Source organism: Pseudomonas sp. Sample_21, from assembly GCF_004307525.1.
Classification (GTDB): Bacteria; Pseudomonadota; Gammaproteobacteria; order Pseudomonadales; family Pseudomonadaceae; genus Aquipseudomonas; species Aquipseudomonas atacamensis.
In genome coordinates, this window is the sequence record NZ_RCNZ01000138.1 from 100,668 (window position 1) to 117,506 (window position 16,839).

Consider the following 16,839-nt stretch of genomic DNA (forward strand, 5'->3'; position numbering starts at 1 on the left):
CTCGGTGCCGCTGGTTACTCGATGAAGGTGACGACGCCATCCTTCAGCGATTGCACGCGAGCCAGCGACTCGACGCGGTAGCCCTGCGAGTCCAGTTCGGCGCGGCCGCCCTGGAACGACTTCTCGATGACGATGCCCAGACCGGCAACGGTGGCGCCGGCCTGTTTGATGATCGAGATCAGCGCTTGCGAGGCCTTACCGTTGGCCAGGAAGTCGTCAATGATCAGCACGCGGTCGCTGCTGGTCAGGTGGCGCGGGGAGATGGCCACGGTGCTTTCGGTCTTCTTGGTGAACGAGTAGACGGTCGCCGAAAGCAGGTTCTCAGTCAGGGTCAGTGACTGTTGCTTGCGGGCGAAGATCACCGGCACGCCGAGGTTCAGACCGGTCATGATCGCCGGGGCGATGCCCGAGGCTTCGATGGTAACGATCTTGGTGATCCCGGAATCCTTGAACAGCGCGGCGAATTCGTCACCGATCAGCTTCATCAGGGCCGGGTCGATCTGGTGGTTCAGGAAAGCGTCGACTTTCAGGACCTGATCGGAAAGCACGATGCCTTCTTCGCGGATTTTTTTGTGCAGTGCTTCCACAACAGCTTCCTCTGTTGGCGCGATGGGCGCCGAAGGTAGATTAAAAAGTAGTCGATTCTAGCGCTTTAACATCGCGCGTATGTCGGCCAATGCGCTATTGCCACGCACGGCTTTGACTTCAGTCGGGGTGTCGTCGTTGCCTTCCCAGGCCAGATCGTCCGGCGGCAGCTCATCCAGAAAGCGACTCGGCGCGCAGTCGATGATTTCACCGTACTGCTTGCGCTTGGCTGCGAAGGTGAAGGCCAGGGTCTGACGGGCGCGGGTGATGCCCACATAGGCCAGGCGGCGTTCTTCTTCGATGGTGTCGGCTTCGATGCTGGAACGGTGCGGGAGGATTTCCTCTTCCATGCCCATGATGAACACGTAGGGAAATTCCAGCCCTTTGGAGGCGTGCAGCGTCATCATCTGCACACCTTCGGCACCGTCCTCTTCTTCCTGCTGGCGCTCGAGCATGTCACGCAGCACCAGTTTGCCGATGGCGTCTTCGACGGTCATTTCGCCGTCTTCGTCTTTCTCGAGGGTGTTTTTCAACGCCTCGATCAGGAACCAGACGTTGCCCATGCGGTAGTCCGCCGCCTTGTCGCTGGAGCTGTTGGTACGCAGCCAGTTCTCGTAGTCGATGTCCATGACCATGCTGCGCAGCGCCGAGATCGGATCTTCGCCGGCGCACTGCTCGCGGACCTTGTCCATGAAGCGCTTGAAGCGCGCCAGGCGATCAGTGAAGCGGCTGTCGAGATGTTCGCCGAGGCCAATTTCGTCGGTGGCGGCGTACATCGAGATCTTGCGCTCGGTGGCGTAGTTGCCGAGCTTTTCCAGGGTGGTCGAGCCGATCTCGCGACGCGGCACGTTGATCACGCGCAGGAAGGCGTTGTCGTCATCCGGGTTGACGATCAGGCGGAAGTAGGCCATCAGGTCCTTCACTTCCTGGCGACCGAAGAAGCTGTTGCCGCCGCTCAGGCGATACGGCACCTGATGGTGTTGCAGCTTCAATTCGATCAGCTTGGCCTGGTAGTTACCGCGATAGAGAATCGCAAAATCGCTGTACGGGCGGTCGGTGCGCAAGTGCAGGCTGAGGATTTCCATGGCCACGCGCTCGGCTTCGGCGTCCTCGTTGCGGCAGCGAATCACGCGGATCTCGTCGCCGTGGCCCATCTCGCTCCACAACTGTTTTTCGAATTCGTGCGGGTTATTCGAGATCAGCACGTTGGCGCAGCGCAGGATGCGGCTGGTGGAGCGGTAGTTCTGCTCGAGCATGACCACTTTCAAGGACGGATAGTCGTCCTTGAGCAGCATCAGGTTTTCCGGGCGCGCGCCACGCCAGGCGTAGATCGACTGGTCGTCGTCGCCGACCACGGTGAACTGGTTGCGCTTGCCGATGAGCATCTTCACCAACAGATACTGGCTGGCGTTGGTGTCCTGGTATTCGTCGACGAGCAGGTAACGGACCTTGTTCTGCCATTTTTCGAGAATGTCGGCGTGTTCTTCGAAGAGCTTTACCGGCAGCAGGATCAGGTCATCGAAGTCCACCGCGTTGAACGCCTTGAGCGTGCGCTGATAGTGGGTGTAGACGATGGCGGCGGTCTGCTCCTTCGGGTTGCGCGCGTTTTCCAGGGCCTGGGCGGGCAGGATCAGGTCGTTTTTCCAGGCGCCGATCATGTTCTTGATCTCGTCGACGCCGTCGTCGCCTGCGTATTCCTTCTGCATGATGTCGGTCATCAGGGCTTTGACGTCGGTCTCGTCGAAGATCGAGAAACCGGGTTTGTAGCCCAGCCGCGCATGCTCCTTGCGGATGATGTTCAGGCCCAGGTTGTGGAAGGTGCAGACGGTCAGGCCACGCCCTTCGCCGGCACGCAACAGGGTGCCGACCCGCTCTTTCATCTCGCGCGCGGCCTTGTTGGTAAAGGTCATGGCGACGATGTACTGGGCGCGGATGCCGCAGTTCTGGATCAGGTGCGCGATCTTGCGCGTGATCACGCTGGTCTTGCCGGAGCCAGCACCGGCGAGCACCAATAGAGGGCCGCCGACGTAGTTCACGGCTTCTTGCTGCCGGGGATTGAGTCGGGACATACGAAAATTCGGGAGTCGTTGACGAAATGGGCCGGCATTTTAACAGGCTCAGCGATTTCTGCTGCTCTGTCCGACTTGTGACGCAGCACGCGATTCAGATTTGCCGCTTTTGTTACTTTCACGCAGGATACGCGGGGATTTTGCGGCTAATGTTCTCATTCGTGACACAAAATAACGTTTCGATGCCGTTGTCATCAGACAACGCATTGGTCATTGTTCAGCACAACGGCATAATGCCCCGCCTACATCATTGCAGAGTCTAGGGAGTCAGCTTGTCTACGCCTGTCGAACCCTTGCGTTTGCTGCTACTGGCCGAAGAGCCAGCGTGGACAGCGTTGTTGCGTGAGTGTCTGGCTCCGATGGGGAGCGCGGCGGTGCTGATCAGCGCGCCGAACTGGGATTCGGTCAGCCGCCTGTTCGAGGACAACCGCCACGCGGTACTGCTGACCCTGCCAGCTTTGCAACCGCCGCCCGGGCGCTGCAGCCTGCCGACCGTTCTGCTGCTGGAGCACGAGCCGGCCACCGCGCCGGTCGGTGTCAGCGACTGGCTGGTGTTCGACGCCCTCGACGCCGGCATGCTCCAGCGTTGCCTGCGCCATGTGCGCGAGCGCGGCGTGCTGGAAAAGACTCTTCAGCGCCTCGCCGAACAGGACCCGCTGACCGGTATCGCCAACCGTCAGGGCTTCCAGACTCTGCTCACCGCGCGCCTTGCCGAAGGCGACGGTCGCGGTCTCGCCCTCGGCCATCTCGATCTCGACAACTTCCGCCATGCCAACGATGCCCTTGGTCATCAGGCCGGCGATCGCTTGATCCTGCAAGTTGTCGCGCGGCTGAAAAGTCAGCTGGAGGCCGGCGATCAACTGGCACGGCTGGGCAGCGATGAATTCGCTCTGCTGATCGATACCCGCCGCGCGCCGCAACGCGCCGAGTGGATGGCCGAACGCATCACTGAGGCGTTGGCCGAACCTTATTGGGTCGACGGCGAGAGCCTGCTGATCGGCTCCAGCCTTGGCATCGCCCATGCCCGTGCCAACGGCGGTGCCGATCCACTGATGTGGCACGCCCATATCGCCATGCAGCAGGCCAAGAGCACGCAGGGCTGCACCTTTCATATCTTCAACGAACGCATCAACCGCAACGCGCGCAGCATGGCCGACCTCGAAAGTGAACTGCGCCGGGCGTTGCGCCGCGATGAGCTGGAACTGCATTACCAGCCACGCCTGAATCTTGAGGACGGCCAGATTGTCGGCCTCGAAGCGCTGGTGCGCTGGCGCCACGGTGAGCGCGGTCTGCTGCCACCGAGTGAATTTGTGCCGCTGGCCGAGCAGAGCGGTCTGATCGTGCCGCTGGGCTACTGGGTGATTTCCCGCGCCTTGCGTGATATGCAGGCCTTGCGCGAGCAGGGGCTGCCGGCGCTGCACATGGCGATCAATCTGTCGTTCCGCCAGTTTCAGGACAGCCAGTTGCTGCCGACACTTAGCCGCCTGATCGCCGAGCGCGGCGTCGAGGCGCAGTGGCTGGAATTCGAACTGACCGAAACCGCCGTGATGCGGCGCAGCGATCTGGTCAAACAGACTATGGACGCCCTCGGGCGCCTCGGTGTGCGCTTCTCGCTGGACGATTTCGGCACCGGGTTTTCGTCGTTCGTGCACCTCAACAGCCTGCCGATCACCTTGTTGAAGATCGACAAGAGTTTTGTCGGCGGCATGGAACAGCGCGAAGAGAACCGCAAACTGGTGCACGCGATGATCAACCTTGCGCACAACCTGCACCTGGAAGTAGTTGCCGAAGGGGTCGAGACGCCGGAGCAACTGGAGTTGCTGCGCGGGTTCGGCTGCGATCAGGTGCAGGGTTACCTGATCAGCCGACCGCTGCCGCTGGATGAGTTGGTGGAATATCTGACCTTTGGAGCCAGTCAGCAGGCTTCGGTGGAAGCCATTTAAAAGATCGCAGCCTTCGGCAGCTCCTACCTTGGAATGTGTTCCTTTGTAGGAGCCGCCGAAGGCTGCGATCTTTTGATCTTAATCCGCGCCGATGGCCTCGAACCTCTCTGCAACTGGCTCGCGCCGAATCATCCGCTGCATCTTCCATTCGAACGCCAGCGTCAGGCTCACCGCCGCGCACGCCAGGCCCAACGCCAGACCCCACCAGACGCCCGTCGGCCCCCAATTGAGATGGAACGCCATCCACCACGCCGCTGGTGCGCCGATCAGCCAATAGCAAGCGAGCCCCACGAGAAACGTAGTCTTGGCATCCTTGAGCCCACGAATACAGCCCATGGCAATCGTCTGCGTGCCGTCGAACAGCTCGAACCACGCCGCTACGGCCAGCAGGCTCACCGCCAGACGGATCACTTCGGCAAACGCCGGATCGTTGTGGTCGAGGAACAGGCCGACCAACTGGTTCGGCCACAGCCAGAACACCAGGGCAAAACCGAGCATCACCACGGCGCCGAAGGCGATGCCGACACGCCCGGACATGCGCGCATCGACCAATTGCCCGGCGCCATAGTGTTGGCCGACGCGCATGGTGATGGCGTAAGACATCCCGGCCGGGACCATGAAGGCCACCGACACGATCTGCAGGGCGATTTGATGCGCGCCCATCTGCGTACTGCCCATGGTGCCCATGCACAACGCGGCAAAGGCAAACAGCCCGACTTCCACCGCATAGGTGCCGCCAATCGGCAGGCCCAGACGCCACAGTTCTTTCAGGTATTGCCGGTTCGGCCGCGACAGACCGGCGCGCAACGGATAAGCGTCATACGCCGGATGCCGGCGGATATGCCAGGCCAGCGCCAGTGCCATGCAGTTGGCGACAATCGCCGTGACCAGACCGATACCGGTCAGGCCCAGTTGTGGCAGGCCGAACATGCCGGTGATCAGCGCGTAGTTGAGCAGGAAGTTGGCCACCGTACCGGCGAGGCTGATGACCATCACTGGCGTCGCCCGGCCGATTGCACTGGTAAAACCGCGCAGGGCCATGAAGCTCAGGTAGCCGGGCAGGGCGAAGGGCAGGGCGATGAGAAATTGCCCGGCGGCGTTGACGTTGGTTTCGGTTTGGCCGAACAGCAGCAACACCGGTTTGAGGTTCCACAACAACAGCCCGGCGCCGAGGGCCATCAGCCAGGCCAGCCACAGTCCGGCCTGGGTCAGGCGCGCGGCACCGATGATGTCGCCGGCACCCTGACGGATTGCCACCAGTGTGCCGACCGCTGCAATCACGCCGATGCAGAAAATCGACACGAACGAGTAGCTCGCGGCACCGAGGCCGCCACCGGCCAGCGCCTCGGGACTGAGGCGCGCCATCATCAGGGTGTCGGTCAGTACCATCAGCATGTGCGCCAACTGCGAAGCAATCAGCGGCCCCGCCAGCCGCAGAATGGCCCAGAGTTCGGTACGCACAGGATGCTGCATGGTCATCACCACCCAAATATCAGAGGAAGCAGAAGAGCGTCGATTCTCGGCGCTTGGCAGGCTTTGCACAAAGGGATAAAAAGGATGGGTGGCATGATTAATACTCATCCTGAATCGTCCTGCCGAATTGGCTGTATCCCCGCTATTGGAGCTTTGTGTATGTCCCGACGCCTTCCGCCGTTGTATGCCCTGCGCGCATTCGAAGCGGCAGCGCGACACAGCTCGTTCACCCGCGCGGCGGAAGAACTGTCGATCACCCAGAGCGCGGTCAGTCGGCACATGCGCACTCTTGAAGAACACTTCGCCTGCCGGCTGTTTCACCGCAGCGGGCGCAATCTGCAACTGACCGAATCGGCGCGGCTGCTGTTACCCGGTATCCGCGAAGGCTTCGCCGCCCTTGAGCGCGCCTGCAATACCTTGCGCGCCGAGGACGACATCCTGCGCATGAAAGCGCCATCGACCCTGACCATGCGTTGGCTGCTGGCGCGGTTGAGTCGCTTCCGCCATTTGCAGCCGGGCAATGAGGTGCAACTGACCAGCGCATGGATGGATATCGATTCGGTGGACTTCAACAATGAACCGTTCGATTGCGCGGTGTTGCTCAGTGACGGGCATTTCCCACCGGACTGGGAAGCGAGCCTGCTGTTTCCCGAGGAATTGATTCCGGTCGGCGCGCCGAACCTGCTCAATGACCAACCTTGGGACGTAGCGCGTCTGGCGGCTGCTGAACTGCTGCACCCGACCCCGGATCGCCGCGATTGGCGCAGTTGGCTGGAGCGCATGGGGCTGTCCGATCAGGTCTCGCTCAAGGGCGGACAAGTGTTCGATACGCTGGAGCTGGGCATGATCGCCGCGGCGCGCGGCTACGGCGTTTCGATGGGTGATCTGTTGATGGTCGCCGAAGATGTCGCGCAAGGACGCTTGAGCCTGCCGTGGCCGACCGCCGTCGCCAGTGGCCTGAATTATTACCTGGTGTGGCCGAAACCGCGTCCGGGAGGTGAACGTTTGCGCCGTCTCAGCGATTTTCTCCAAGGCGAAGTCCGCGCCATGCAATTGCCGGCGGTAGAGCGCTTGAGCTGAAACGTTCGAGCCGGCACAATGCCACTACTGCGCCATACCCACGCAATCCGCTCAAGTATTCGGATTTTCCGCCGACTACGAGCATGTGGAACCGTCGTGCCGGTTCTGCGCTACCCCCATTATTAGAATATTTTCCGGGCAATTACCGCGATCAAGGAGGATTCGGTGGCTCGGCCAGGAGCTGTTCATGTCTCAACCTCGTGCTCGGATCGCCTCGCAGCTGGGCCTTGCCCTTGCTGTGATACTGGCGATAGTCATCAGCGGCAGTACGGTGTTCGCCTTGCGTTCGCTGGATTCCGCCAACCTCGCCACCCGTGAAGAGCATCTGGCCAGTGAGGCCCGGCTGCTGGCCGATCAGCTGAGTACCTTCCACGGTACGCTGCGTGAAAGCACCCTGCGCCTGAGCGGGCTGTTCGAAAAGCGCTTCGGCAGTGGTTTGAGTGTGCACCCCGATCAGCCAGTGACCGTGGCCGGCGTGCAGACTCCGGGCCTGCATCTGGGCAACGAGGTGCTGAACAACAACTTCAAGGAAGTTGACGAGTTCAAGCAGATGACCGCTGGTGTGGCCACGGTATTCGTGCGCAGCGGCGAAGACTTCATTCGCGTCAGCACCAACGTCAGCAAGCAGGACGGCACCCGTGCGATTGGCACCGTGCTCGATCATGCCAACCCGGCGTACGCGAAGTTGATGGCGGGGCAGAGTTATGTCGGCCGCTCGTTGCTGTTCGAGCGCTACTACATGTCGCAGTACACCCCGGTGCGCGATGCGGGCGGCAAGATAATCGCCGTGCTGTACGTCGGCTTCGACTACACCGATGCGCAGAACGCGCAGTTCGCCAATCTCAAGCGCTTCCGCATTGGCAAGACCGGCTCGCTGGCGCTGCTCGACGAGCAGAACAAATGGCTGGTGCCGATTGCCGGCGTCGAAAACCTGGATCAAGCCGCCCCGACCATCAACAACCTGGTGAAAACCCCGGGCAAGGGTGAGTTCTGGAGCGACAAGGGTGAGGACTTCTACAGCATCGCCGTGCCGTTCGAAGGTGGCCCGTGGTCGGTGGTGGCGAGCATGCCGAAAGCCGAGATCCGCGCGGTGACCTGGAGTGTCGGTACGCAACTGGCGATCGGCAGCCTGCTGGCGATGTTGCTCGCGGTCGGTTCCGTGGTCTGGCTGCTGCGCAGCAAACTCGCACCGCTGGGCGATCTGGTGCGTCAGGCCGAAGCCTTGGGCGCGGGTGATCTGAGTGTGCGGCTGAACGTATCGAGCCACGATGAAATCGGTCAGCTGTCCCGCGCGTTCAACCAGATGAGCCAGGCGCTGTCGACCATGGTCGAGCACATCCGCCGCGCTTCGGAAGAGGTCAACAGCCGTGCGCAGGCGCTGTCCGGTTTGTCCGGCGGTGCGTATGAAGGCATGGAGCAGCAGTCGGGCGAAATCACCAGCATGGCCGGCGCCGTGGAAGAGTTCAGCGCCACCTCGCTGAACATTGCCGACAACATGGGCGCGACCCAGCGCCTGGCGCAGGAAAACGCGCAGCAGACCCAGATTGGCCGCAACTCGATGGAAGAAGCGTCGTCGTCGCTGGAGCAGATCGCTGGCGCGCTGAACAGCACCGCCAGCGTGATCAACACGCTGGGGCAGCGCTCGCAGGAAATCGGCGGCATTGTCGGCGTGATCACTTCGATCGCCGAGCAGACCAACCTGTTGGCACTTAACGCTGCCATCGAAGCCGCGCGTGCCGGTGAGCAGGGTCGCGGTTTTGCCGTGGTCGCGGACGAAGTGCGCAGCCTCGCCTCGCGTACCCGCCAGGCGACCGACGAAATCTCCAGCATGATCCACAGCATTCAGCAGGAAACCGGCAACGCGATCAGCACCATGGAGCAGGGCAATGTGCTGATGCAGGAAGGCCTGTCGCGCAACGCCAATGTCGCCTCGGCACTGGCGCGGATCGATGAGCAGAGCCGTTCGGCAGGCCAGCAGTTCGCCGCGATCACCACCGCCACTCAGGAACAAAGCAGCACTGCGACGTTGCTGAGCAGCAATTTGCAAAGCATCGCCTTGGCCAACAGCGAGCAGCGTGAGGTGGTGTCGAACCTGGCTGTCACCGCTAAAGAGCTGGAGAAGCTGGCGGCGGATCTGCGTTCCGAGGTTGACCGCTTCCGTTGATGCATCTTTGAAACAGCTATCGCGAGCAGGCTCACTCCCACAGTAGTCGGCGTAATTCACAAATATTGTGAAGGCCCGAAATCCCTGTGGGAGCGAGCCTGCTCGCGAACGCCTATCACCGACAGCTTCTTTGGACTTGCTGAAACGTTTCCGCAGCGCTATAAAAATGGCACAACTCCAATAAAGGCTGCTGCCATGACCCCGCTCAAACTCCTCGTCGCCCTCGGCGCGTTCTCTGCCGCTTCCCACGCCATGGCCTGGGACTATGTCCTGCTCGACGCCAACACTCCGGCAAAAAACTGGACGATCACCAGCGAGCAACTTGGCGTAAAAACCGCCAAACCGTTCTCCGTGACCCTGCGTACCCTGCATGGCGGTCGTCAGGAGGGCGTCAGCATTGTCGATATCGATAACGGCACGATGAAACTCTCGGTAGTGCCGACCCGTGGCATGAACGTGTTGCAGGCTTCGGTGGGCGACGTGCGGATGGGCTGGGATTCGCCGGTCAAGGACGTGGTCAACCCGGCGTTCATCGAACTCAACGGTCGCGGTGGCCTGGGCTGGCTCGAAGGTTTCAATGAACTGGTCACCCGTTGCGGTTACGAGTGGGTTGGCCATCCCGGCATGGACAACGGCGAATTGCTGACCTTGCACGGTCGCGCCGCCAACATCCCGGCCAGCACCGTCACTTTGCACATCGACGAGAAGCCGCCGTATGCCATCACGCTGCGTGGCGAGCTGAAAGAGCAGGCATTCAAGAAAGTCGATTTCTCGGTAGCGACCGAACTTGTCACCGAACCGGGCAGCGCCAGCTTCGCCCTCAACGACACCCTGACCAACAACGGCGACTATGCGAAGGAATATCAGGCGCTGTATCACAGCAACTTCAGCACGCCGTTTCTTGAGCAAGGGGCAAAATTCGCTGCGCCGGTGAAGCAGGTGTCGCCGTTCAACGACAAGGCCAAGGGCGATCTGCCCGACTGGCAGACCTATCGCGGGCCAACCAAGGACTACGACGAAACTGTCTACAACGTCGTGCCGTATGCGGACGCCAAGGGTGACACCCTCACCGTGCTGCACAACAAGGCCGGTAGCCTCGGCGTATCCGTTGGCTTCAATATTCAGCAGTTGCCAGTGTTTTCGCTGTGGAAAAACACCGACACCCAAGGGCAGGGCTACGTCACCGGGCTGGAGCCGGGAACCAGTTTCTCCTACAACCGTCGCTATCAGCGGCCGTTGAATCTGGTGCCGACCATTGCCCCAAAAGAACATAAACAGTTCCAGATCAGCTACAGCCTGCTGGCCGACAAAGGGGCGGTGGACAAGGCCCTCAAGCGCGTGACCGAGATTCAGGCCGGTCGCGACACTGAAGTGCGTCAGGCACCGCTGGTTGATCTGACTGAGCATTAAGGTGTCGCCGGTCGGTATTGCAGTGCCTCGGCCAGATGCTCGCGGGTAATCGCATCGGCCTGTTCAAGATCCGCCAGCGTGCGCGCGACCTTGAGCAGGCGATGCGCCGAGCGCAGCGACAGGATCAGTCGCTCGCAGGCCGCCTCCAGCCATATCTCGTCAGCTGTGGATAACTTGCAGTGACGCTTGAGCCCCGGCAGATCGAGAAACGCATTGGCACAGCCCTGACGTTTCTGCTGACGCTCCCGCGCTTCGGCCACCAACGCCGCAGCGCTGGCGCTGTTTTCGCCTGGCTTGGCTGCCGGATTCAATGCGGTTGCCTCCCGCGCGACGGTCAGGTGCAGATCAATCCGATCCAGCAGCGGCCCTGACAGCTTGTTGCGATAGCGCTGGACCATGTCCGGTGTGCACGAGCATTTGCCGCTGGGTTCGCCAAGATATCCACAGGGACACGGATTCATCGCTGCCACCAGTTGAAACCGTGCGGGGAAACGCACGCGATCCTTGGCCCGAGCGATGACGATATGCCCGGACTCCAACGGCTCGCGCAGCACTTCCAGAACCTTGCGATCAAACTCCGGCAACTCATCGAGAAACAGTACGCCATGGTGGGCGAGGGTGATTTCGCCGGGTTGCGGTTTCGAGCTGCCACCGACCAATGCCGGCCCTGAAGCCGAATGGTGCGGTTGCCTGAACGGCCGCTGCGGCCAGTGAGTCAAGGGAACCCCGCTGGCCACCGATTGAATCGCTGCCACTTCCAGCGCCTCGCATTCGGATAGCGGCGGCAATAATCCTGGCAGACGACTGGCCAGCAGCGTCTTGCCGGTTCCCGGAGGCCCGCTGAACAACAAGTTGTGCGCCCCCGCTGCGGCAATCAGCAGTGCGCGTTTGGCGGCTGTCTGCCCCTGCACCTCGTTGAGGTCGGGATAGGGTTTGGCGGCATGCATCAAGCCATCTGATGTGTACGGCTCGACCGGCGTGTGCCCATTGAAATGCGCCACCGCTTCCAGCAAGTGATCGACTGCGAACACTTTCAGCCCCGAAGCCAGGCACGCCTCTTCCGCATTAGCTCGAGGCACCACCAACGCCCGCCCGGCCTTGCGCGCCGCCAGTGCCGCCGGCAGCACGCCACGCACTGGTCGCACGGCACCGGACAATGCCAATTCACCCAGACATTCCACCTCGTCCAGCGTCAGACACGGCACCTGCACGCTGGCCGACAAAATCCCCAAGGCAATTGCCAGATCGAAGCGCCCGCCATCCTTGGGCAGATCCGCCGGCGCCAGATTCAAGGTGATCCGCCGCGCCGGAAATTGCAGCCCGGAATTGATGATCGCACTGCGCACCCGATCCTTGCTCTCCTTCACCGCCGCCTCGGGCAGGCCGACCATGGTCAGCGACGGCAGACCGTTGGCCAGATGGACTTCGACGGTGACAGCGGGGGCTTCCACGCCAATCTGGGCGCGACTGTGGACAATGGAGAGGGACATGGTCGTTCCTTGAGCTGAATCGGGGAGCCGCTTCCTGCGGGTTTTTGAAGGGTAGTAGGGCGATGCCATTTTAGTGGGGTGAGTGGAGCGCAAAAATTTCGCAGGATGTTGCCGCAAGAAATGCCAGGAACTCGCCAGGGCATGGCAAACGGGAATAGGGGAGAGTTTGTGTAGGAGATAGCAACGGGTTCAGTAAGAACCAGCAAGCATGCGTAGTCCGTTTCTGAAAGTCCTGAGAGAACACCCAAATCGCAAGATCATCCGTTTGCGCTAATGATTTTCACGAATAAACTCAGCGTTAATGCATAACGTTAAGCTTTAAACTATGATCGTTAGCTTCAGATGTCCTGAAACCGAATACCTGTTCCGAAGTGGTAAAACCCGTTTCTGGTCAGCCATATTGAGTGTCGCGGAACGTAAGCTGACGATGCTTGATGCGGCAGCTGCGTTGGCTGATCTCCGATCTCCTCCCGGAAATCGGCTCGAGTCTCTGGGAGGCGATCGGAAGGGGCAATGCAGTATTCGTATCAACGCCCAATGGCGAATTTGCTTCGTCTGGGGCCTGAATGGGCCCGAGGATGTTGAAATCGTCGATTATCACTGAGGTGAATATGACCAAGAATGGTATGCGTCCGGTCCATCCCGGCGAGATCCTCAAAGAGGAGTATCTGGAGCCTTTGAGCCTTACAGCCGCTGCGTTGGCGAGAGCATTGAGCGTGTCTACTCCGACGGTGAACGATATCGTTCTACAGCGCCGGGGCATCAGCGCTGACATGGCTTTAAGACTTTCAATCTGTCTGGACACCACTCCTGAGTTTTGGCTGAACCTCCAATCGACCTACGATCTGCGAAAAGCCGAAATTGAAAGAGGAGCTGCAATCCGTGATCAGGTCGAGCGGCTGGCACATTGCGCTTGATAGTGAATCTAGGCAGTGGAGCTGAAGGCTGCTTGAAGGAAAACGCTTGAAGGTTTTTTTTCGACGCCTTCAAAGCTGAAGAGCGTGCCCAACCTTCACTGTCAGTAGTGGTGCTATTCAGCCGGCGGATTCAGTTTCGCCTCCATCTCCGCCACCTTCGCTTCAAGACTCTCAAGCCGTGCCCGCGTGCGAGCCAACACCACCATCTGACTATCAAACTCTTCCCGGCTGACCAGATCGAGTTTGCTGAAGGCACTTTGCAGCAGCATTTTGAACTGGCTTTCGATTTCGGCTTTCGGCAGCGGGGTATCGCCGCTGAACAGGCGGGAGGCGGTGCCGCTCAGGGCGTCGAGGAAGTCTTTGGGCGCGAGCATGGGGAATGTCCTGGAAACAATGGCCGGCAGTGTATCACGCAGTGTCTATAGTCAATCCCGTTGCACGGATGCACGCTTTTCGCGCAGGGGGACGGACGGTGGCGCACCGTTGTTGTGCGTATCGGCAAAAGCTTTTCTGCCCGAGCGCGTGCAACGGGGGCCAAGCGATTGAAATGCAGGGTTTTTGCCGAGCTGGCAAGGTTTCTGCTTAGTCACCCTCGACCCATGCACTGATGCAGTCGCTGTGACGAATGCAGTGCGGCAGACGAAGCGGGGAGTTTCGTCTGATGCGGTTAGCTGGCGTCAACGATGCGTTACAAAGCCAGGCACTGCGCTTAGACTTGAGACGGGTTTGTTTTCCTGGGGCAAGTCCACCAATTCGGGAGAGAGTTTCATGAAGCTAGTCACTGCCATCATCAAGCCGTTCAAGTTGGACGACGTGCGCGAGTCGCTGTCCGAAATCGGCGTGCAGGGCATTACCGTCACTGAAGTCAAAGGCTTCGGCCGGCAGAAGGGTCACACCGAGCTGTATCGCGGCGCGGAATATGTGGTCGATTTTCTGCCCAAGGTGAAAATCGACGTGGCCATCGACGACAAGGATCTGGATCGGGTTATCGAGGCGATAACCAAAGCGGCCAACACCGGCAAGATCGGTGACGGCAAGATCTTCGTGGTCAATCTGGAACAGGCGATCCGCATCCGTACCGGCGAAACCGATACCGACGCGATCTAAGCGCCGCCACAAACCCAACGCCCCAGGAGAAAACAATATGACTCTGCGTAAATTCGCAGGGCTAGGCGCCCTGTTGTCCATCGTAATGCCCGGCATCGCCATGGCGGCAGACGAAGTGGCAGCGCCAGTCCTCAATTCCGGCGACACCGCCTGGATGCTCACCTCGACAGCGCTCGTGCTGTTCATGACCATCCCCGGTCTGGCGCTGTTCTACGGCGGTATGGTTCGCTCGAAAAACATTCTTTCCGTGCTGATGCAGTGCTTCGCCATTACCGGTCTGATCAGCATCCTGTGGGTCATTTATGGCTACAGCATTGCCTTCGACACCACCGGCATGGAGCAGGGCGTCGTCAACTTCAATTCGTTCTTCGGCGGCATGGGCAAGGCGTTCCTCGCCGGTGTCACGCCTTCGAGCATCACCGGCCCGGCGGCGCTGTTCCCTGAGGCGGTGTTCATCACCTTCCAGATGACCTTCGCGATCATCACCCCGGCGCTGATCGTCGGTGCGTTCGCCGAGCGCATGAAATTCTCCGCGATGCTGATCTTCATGGGTATCTGGTTCACTCTGGTTTATGCACCGATCGCGCACATGGTCTGGTCCGGTAACGGCGGCCTGATGTGGGACTGGGGCGTGCTCGACTTCGCTGGCGGCACCGTGGTGCACATCAACGCCGGTATCGCCGGTCTGGTCGCGTGCCTGGTACTGGGCAAGCGCAAAGGCTTCCCGACCACACCAATGGCTCCGCATAACCTCGGCTACACCCTGATGGGCGCGGCGATGCTGTGGGTCGGCTGGTTCGGCTTCAACGCCGGTTCCGCTGCTGCTGCCAACGGCACTGCCGGTATGGCCATGCTGGTTACCCAGATCGCCACTGCCGCTGCGGCACTGGGCTGGATGTTTGCCGAGTGGGTCACCCACGGCAAGCCAAGCGCACTGGGTATTGCTTCGGGTGTGGTCGCCGGTCTGGTCGCGATCACTCCGGCCGCTGGCACCGTGGGCCCGATGGGTGCACTGGTGATCGGTCTGGCCGCAGGCGTGGTGTGCTTCTTCTGCGCCACCACCCTGAAACGCAAACTCGGCTATGACGACTCCCTGGATGCCTTCGGCGTGCACGGTATCGGCGGTATCCTCGGCGCGATCCTCACCGGTGTGTTTGCCGCACCGGCACTGGGCGGCTTCGGCACCGTGACTGACATTGGCGCGCAGGTCTGGATTCAGATCAAAGGCGTCGGCTTCACGGTGATCTACACCGCGATCGTCACCTTCATCATCCTCAAGGTGCTGGACGCCGTCATGGGTCTGCGCGTAACCGAGGAAGAAGAGTCGGTCGGCCTCGATCTGGCACAACACAACGAACGCGGCTACAACCTGTAAGTACGCGCGATAAAAAAATTGCCCGGTTCGCCGGGCATTTTTTTGTCCGGGATTTGTCATTCAGGGAGCGGCTGAAAGGATTTTTCTTACGGCTTTGGTCGTCTTTACGACGAGGCTTTTTCTGCGGGCAATCGCTTACATCACTGCAGGAATATTAGGGCCTTTGTTTTTTTTCAGAGCACGCTAGAATGCGCCCCGAACGAGCGGAGAACTGTATGTGGCAACAGACTCTGATAACCCTGCGGGCAAGGCCCCGGGGCTTTCATCTGGTGACGGACGAGTTGCTCGCAGGCTTGCCTGAACTCAAGACCTGTCGGGTCGGTCTGTTGCATTTGTGGCTGCAGCACACGTCGGCGTCGTTGACCATCAACGAGAACGCCGATCCGGCAGTTCGTCGCGACTTCGAACGATTTTTCAATCGTCTGATCCCACAAGGAACAGACGGCTACGAGCACAACGACGAAGGCCCGGATGATCTCCCGGCGCACTTCAAGGCCAGCGTGCTGGGTTGCCAGATCAGTCTGCCGGTTGCGGCTGGACGGCTGGCCCTGGGTACCTGGCAAGGGATTTATCTGGGCGAGCACCGTGATCATGGCGGTGCCCGTAAAGTCCTCGCCACCTTGCACGGTGAACAGGCATGAGCCGCTGCCGGGCAGCGGCAGAAGATTTTTCAACGGCGGCTTCGACAGTCGCCAAAGCTGGTCTATAACTAATCTGCTTTTGGCAAGTCATGAGGTAGAACATGAGCGACGATGATCTGGAAAACGACGACCTCGAAGTAGGCGACGAAGACGAGGCCGAGGAAGGCCTGGAAGCGGCAGCGGAAGACGTTGCCGAAGATGATGGCGGTGACGACACGCCGGCCCCGGCTGCCAAAGGCAAAGCCAAGGCTGCGGTATCGGTCGACGAGTTGCCGAGCATCGAAGCCAAGAACAAGGAGCGTGACGCCCTGGCCAAGGCCATGGAAGAATTCCTTGCGCGCGGCGGCAAGGTGCAGGAAGTGGAGGCCAACGTGGTCGCCGATCCGCCCAAGAAGCCGGATAACAAGTACGGCAGCCGCCCTATCTGAGGCGCGTCGCTCGCTTGCTGAAAAAGCCCGCCGTCGCTGCGGGCTTTTTCATGCCTGAAATAAATCCGTTGAAAACAAATGCAGTCCCCTGTGGGAGCGAGCCTGCTCGCGAAGAGGGCATGTCAGCCGACATACATGTTGGATGACACACCGCATT

The 16,839-nt window shown here is 60.4% G+C and carries 15 protein-coding genes; 10 read left to right on the top strand and 5 right to left on the bottom strand.

Annotated elements, in window-relative coordinates; translation table 11 throughout:
* Nucleotides 1-14: 14 nt before the first annotated feature.
* A complete protein-coding gene (locus D8U71_RS26305) occupies nt 15-587 on the bottom strand; it encodes a xanthine phosphoribosyltransferase (RefSeq protein WP_016772573.1) in 573 nt (190 codons plus the stop codon).
* 57 nt (nt 588-644) lie between these two features.
* Nucleotides 645-2,654 carry a DNA helicase Rep gene (rep, locus tag D8U71_RS26310; RefSeq protein ID WP_016772574.1) on the bottom strand — a complete coding sequence of 670 codons (2,010 nt, stop codon included), beginning with the start codon at nt 2,652-2,654 and terminating at the stop codon, nt 645-647.
* Nucleotides 2,655-2,926: 272 nt separating this feature from the next.
* On the opposite strand from rep, the gene D8U71_RS26315 reads away from it, so the two are divergent.
* Complete coding sequence (locus D8U71_RS26315; protein ID WP_130889070.1) at nt 2,927-4,597, top strand: bifunctional diguanylate cyclase/phosphodiesterase; 1,671 nt, start codon at nt 2,927-2,929, stop codon at nt 4,595-4,597.
* A 78-nt stretch (nt 4,598-4,675) separates the two neighbouring features.
* On the opposite strand, the gene D8U71_RS26320 is transcribed toward D8U71_RS26315, so the two are convergent.
* A complete protein-coding gene (locus tag D8U71_RS26320; protein ID WP_125925375.1) occupies nt 4,676-6,070 on the bottom strand; it encodes a NorM family multidrug efflux MATE transporter in 1,395 nt (464 codons plus the stop codon).
* Between the two features lie 159 nt (nt 6,071-6,229).
* Here D8U71_RS26320 and D8U71_RS26325 point away from each other — a divergent pair, with 159 nt between their 5' ends.
* The 3 genes from D8U71_RS26325 (at nt 6,230) to D8U71_RS26335 (ending at nt 10,724) form a co-directional block, all read left to right on the top strand.
* Nucleotides 6,230-7,150, top strand: coding sequence for a LysR substrate-binding domain-containing protein (locus D8U71_RS26325; protein WP_016772577.1), 921 nt, complete (start codon nt 6,230-6,232; stop codon nt 7,148-7,150).
* Nucleotides 7,151-7,337: 187 nt separating this feature from the next.
* Nucleotides 7,338-9,314 (top strand): methyl-accepting chemotaxis protein, encoded by a 1,977-nt coding sequence (locus D8U71_RS26330; protein WP_130889071.1) that lies wholly within the window; start codon nt 7,338-7,340, stop codon nt 9,312-9,314.
* Nucleotides 9,315-9,509: 195 nt separating this feature from the next.
* Entirely contained in the window at nt 9,510-10,724 is a 1,215-nt protein-coding gene (locus D8U71_RS26335) for an aldose 1-epimerase family protein (protein WP_130889072.1), read from the top strand.
* Here D8U71_RS26335 and D8U71_RS26340 read toward each other — a convergent pair.
* Nucleotides 10,721-12,214 (bottom strand): YifB family Mg chelatase-like AAA ATPase, encoded by a 1,494-nt coding sequence (locus D8U71_RS26340; protein WP_122698697.1) that lies wholly within the window; start codon nt 12,212-12,214, stop codon nt 10,721-10,723. The two genes, D8U71_RS26335 and D8U71_RS26340, sit on opposite strands and share 4 nt — an antisense overlap.
* Before the next feature lie 325 nt (nt 12,215-12,539).
* Between D8U71_RS26340 and D8U71_RS26345 the strand changes: the two genes are divergently transcribed.
* A complete protein-coding gene (locus D8U71_RS26345; protein WP_082228595.1) occupies nt 12,540-12,818 on the top strand; it encodes a type II toxin-antitoxin system RelE/ParE family toxin in 279 nt (92 codons plus the stop codon).
* Between the two features lie 7 nt (nt 12,819-12,825).
* Nucleotides 12,826-13,131: a HigA family addiction module antitoxin gene (locus D8U71_RS26350; protein ID WP_039757791.1), complete on the top strand. Its 306-nt coding sequence runs from the start codon at nt 12,826-12,828 to the stop codon at nt 13,129-13,131.
* A gap of 113 nt (nt 13,132-13,244) precedes the next feature.
* On the opposite strand, the gene D8U71_RS26355 is transcribed toward D8U71_RS26350, so the two are convergent.
* Nucleotides 13,245-13,505: an accessory factor UbiK family protein gene (locus tag D8U71_RS26355; protein ID WP_016772581.1), complete on the bottom strand. Its 261-nt coding sequence runs from the start codon at nt 13,503-13,505 to the stop codon at nt 13,245-13,247.
* A 394-nt stretch (nt 13,506-13,899) separates the two neighbouring features.
* Between D8U71_RS26355 and glnK the strand changes: the two genes are divergently transcribed.
* The 4 genes from glnK (at nt 13,900) to sutA (ending at nt 16,682) form a co-directional block, all read left to right on the top strand.
* On the top strand, nt 13,900-14,238 hold the full coding sequence (gene glnK / locus D8U71_RS26360; protein WP_002555808.1) for a P-II family nitrogen regulator: 339 nt from the start codon (nt 13,900-13,902) through the stop codon (nt 14,236-14,238).
* Between the two features lie 37 nt (nt 14,239-14,275).
* Nucleotides 14,276-15,613 carry an ammonium transporter gene (locus D8U71_RS26365; RefSeq protein ID WP_041476939.1) on the top strand — a complete coding sequence of 446 codons (1,338 nt, stop codon included), beginning with the start codon at nt 14,276-14,278 and terminating at the stop codon, nt 15,611-15,613.
* A 215-nt stretch (nt 15,614-15,828) separates the two neighbouring features.
* Nucleotides 15,829-16,254 carry a secondary thiamine-phosphate synthase enzyme YjbQ gene (locus D8U71_RS26370; RefSeq protein WP_024014775.1) on the top strand — a complete coding sequence of 142 codons (426 nt, stop codon included), beginning with the start codon at nt 15,829-15,831 and terminating at the stop codon, nt 16,252-16,254.
* A 101-nt stretch (nt 16,255-16,355) separates the two neighbouring features.
* Nucleotides 16,356-16,682 (top strand): transcriptional regulator SutA, encoded by a 327-nt coding sequence (gene sutA / locus D8U71_RS26375; protein WP_016772583.1) that lies wholly within the window; start codon nt 16,356-16,358, stop codon nt 16,680-16,682.
* Nucleotides 16,683-16,839 lie beyond the last annotated feature (157 nt).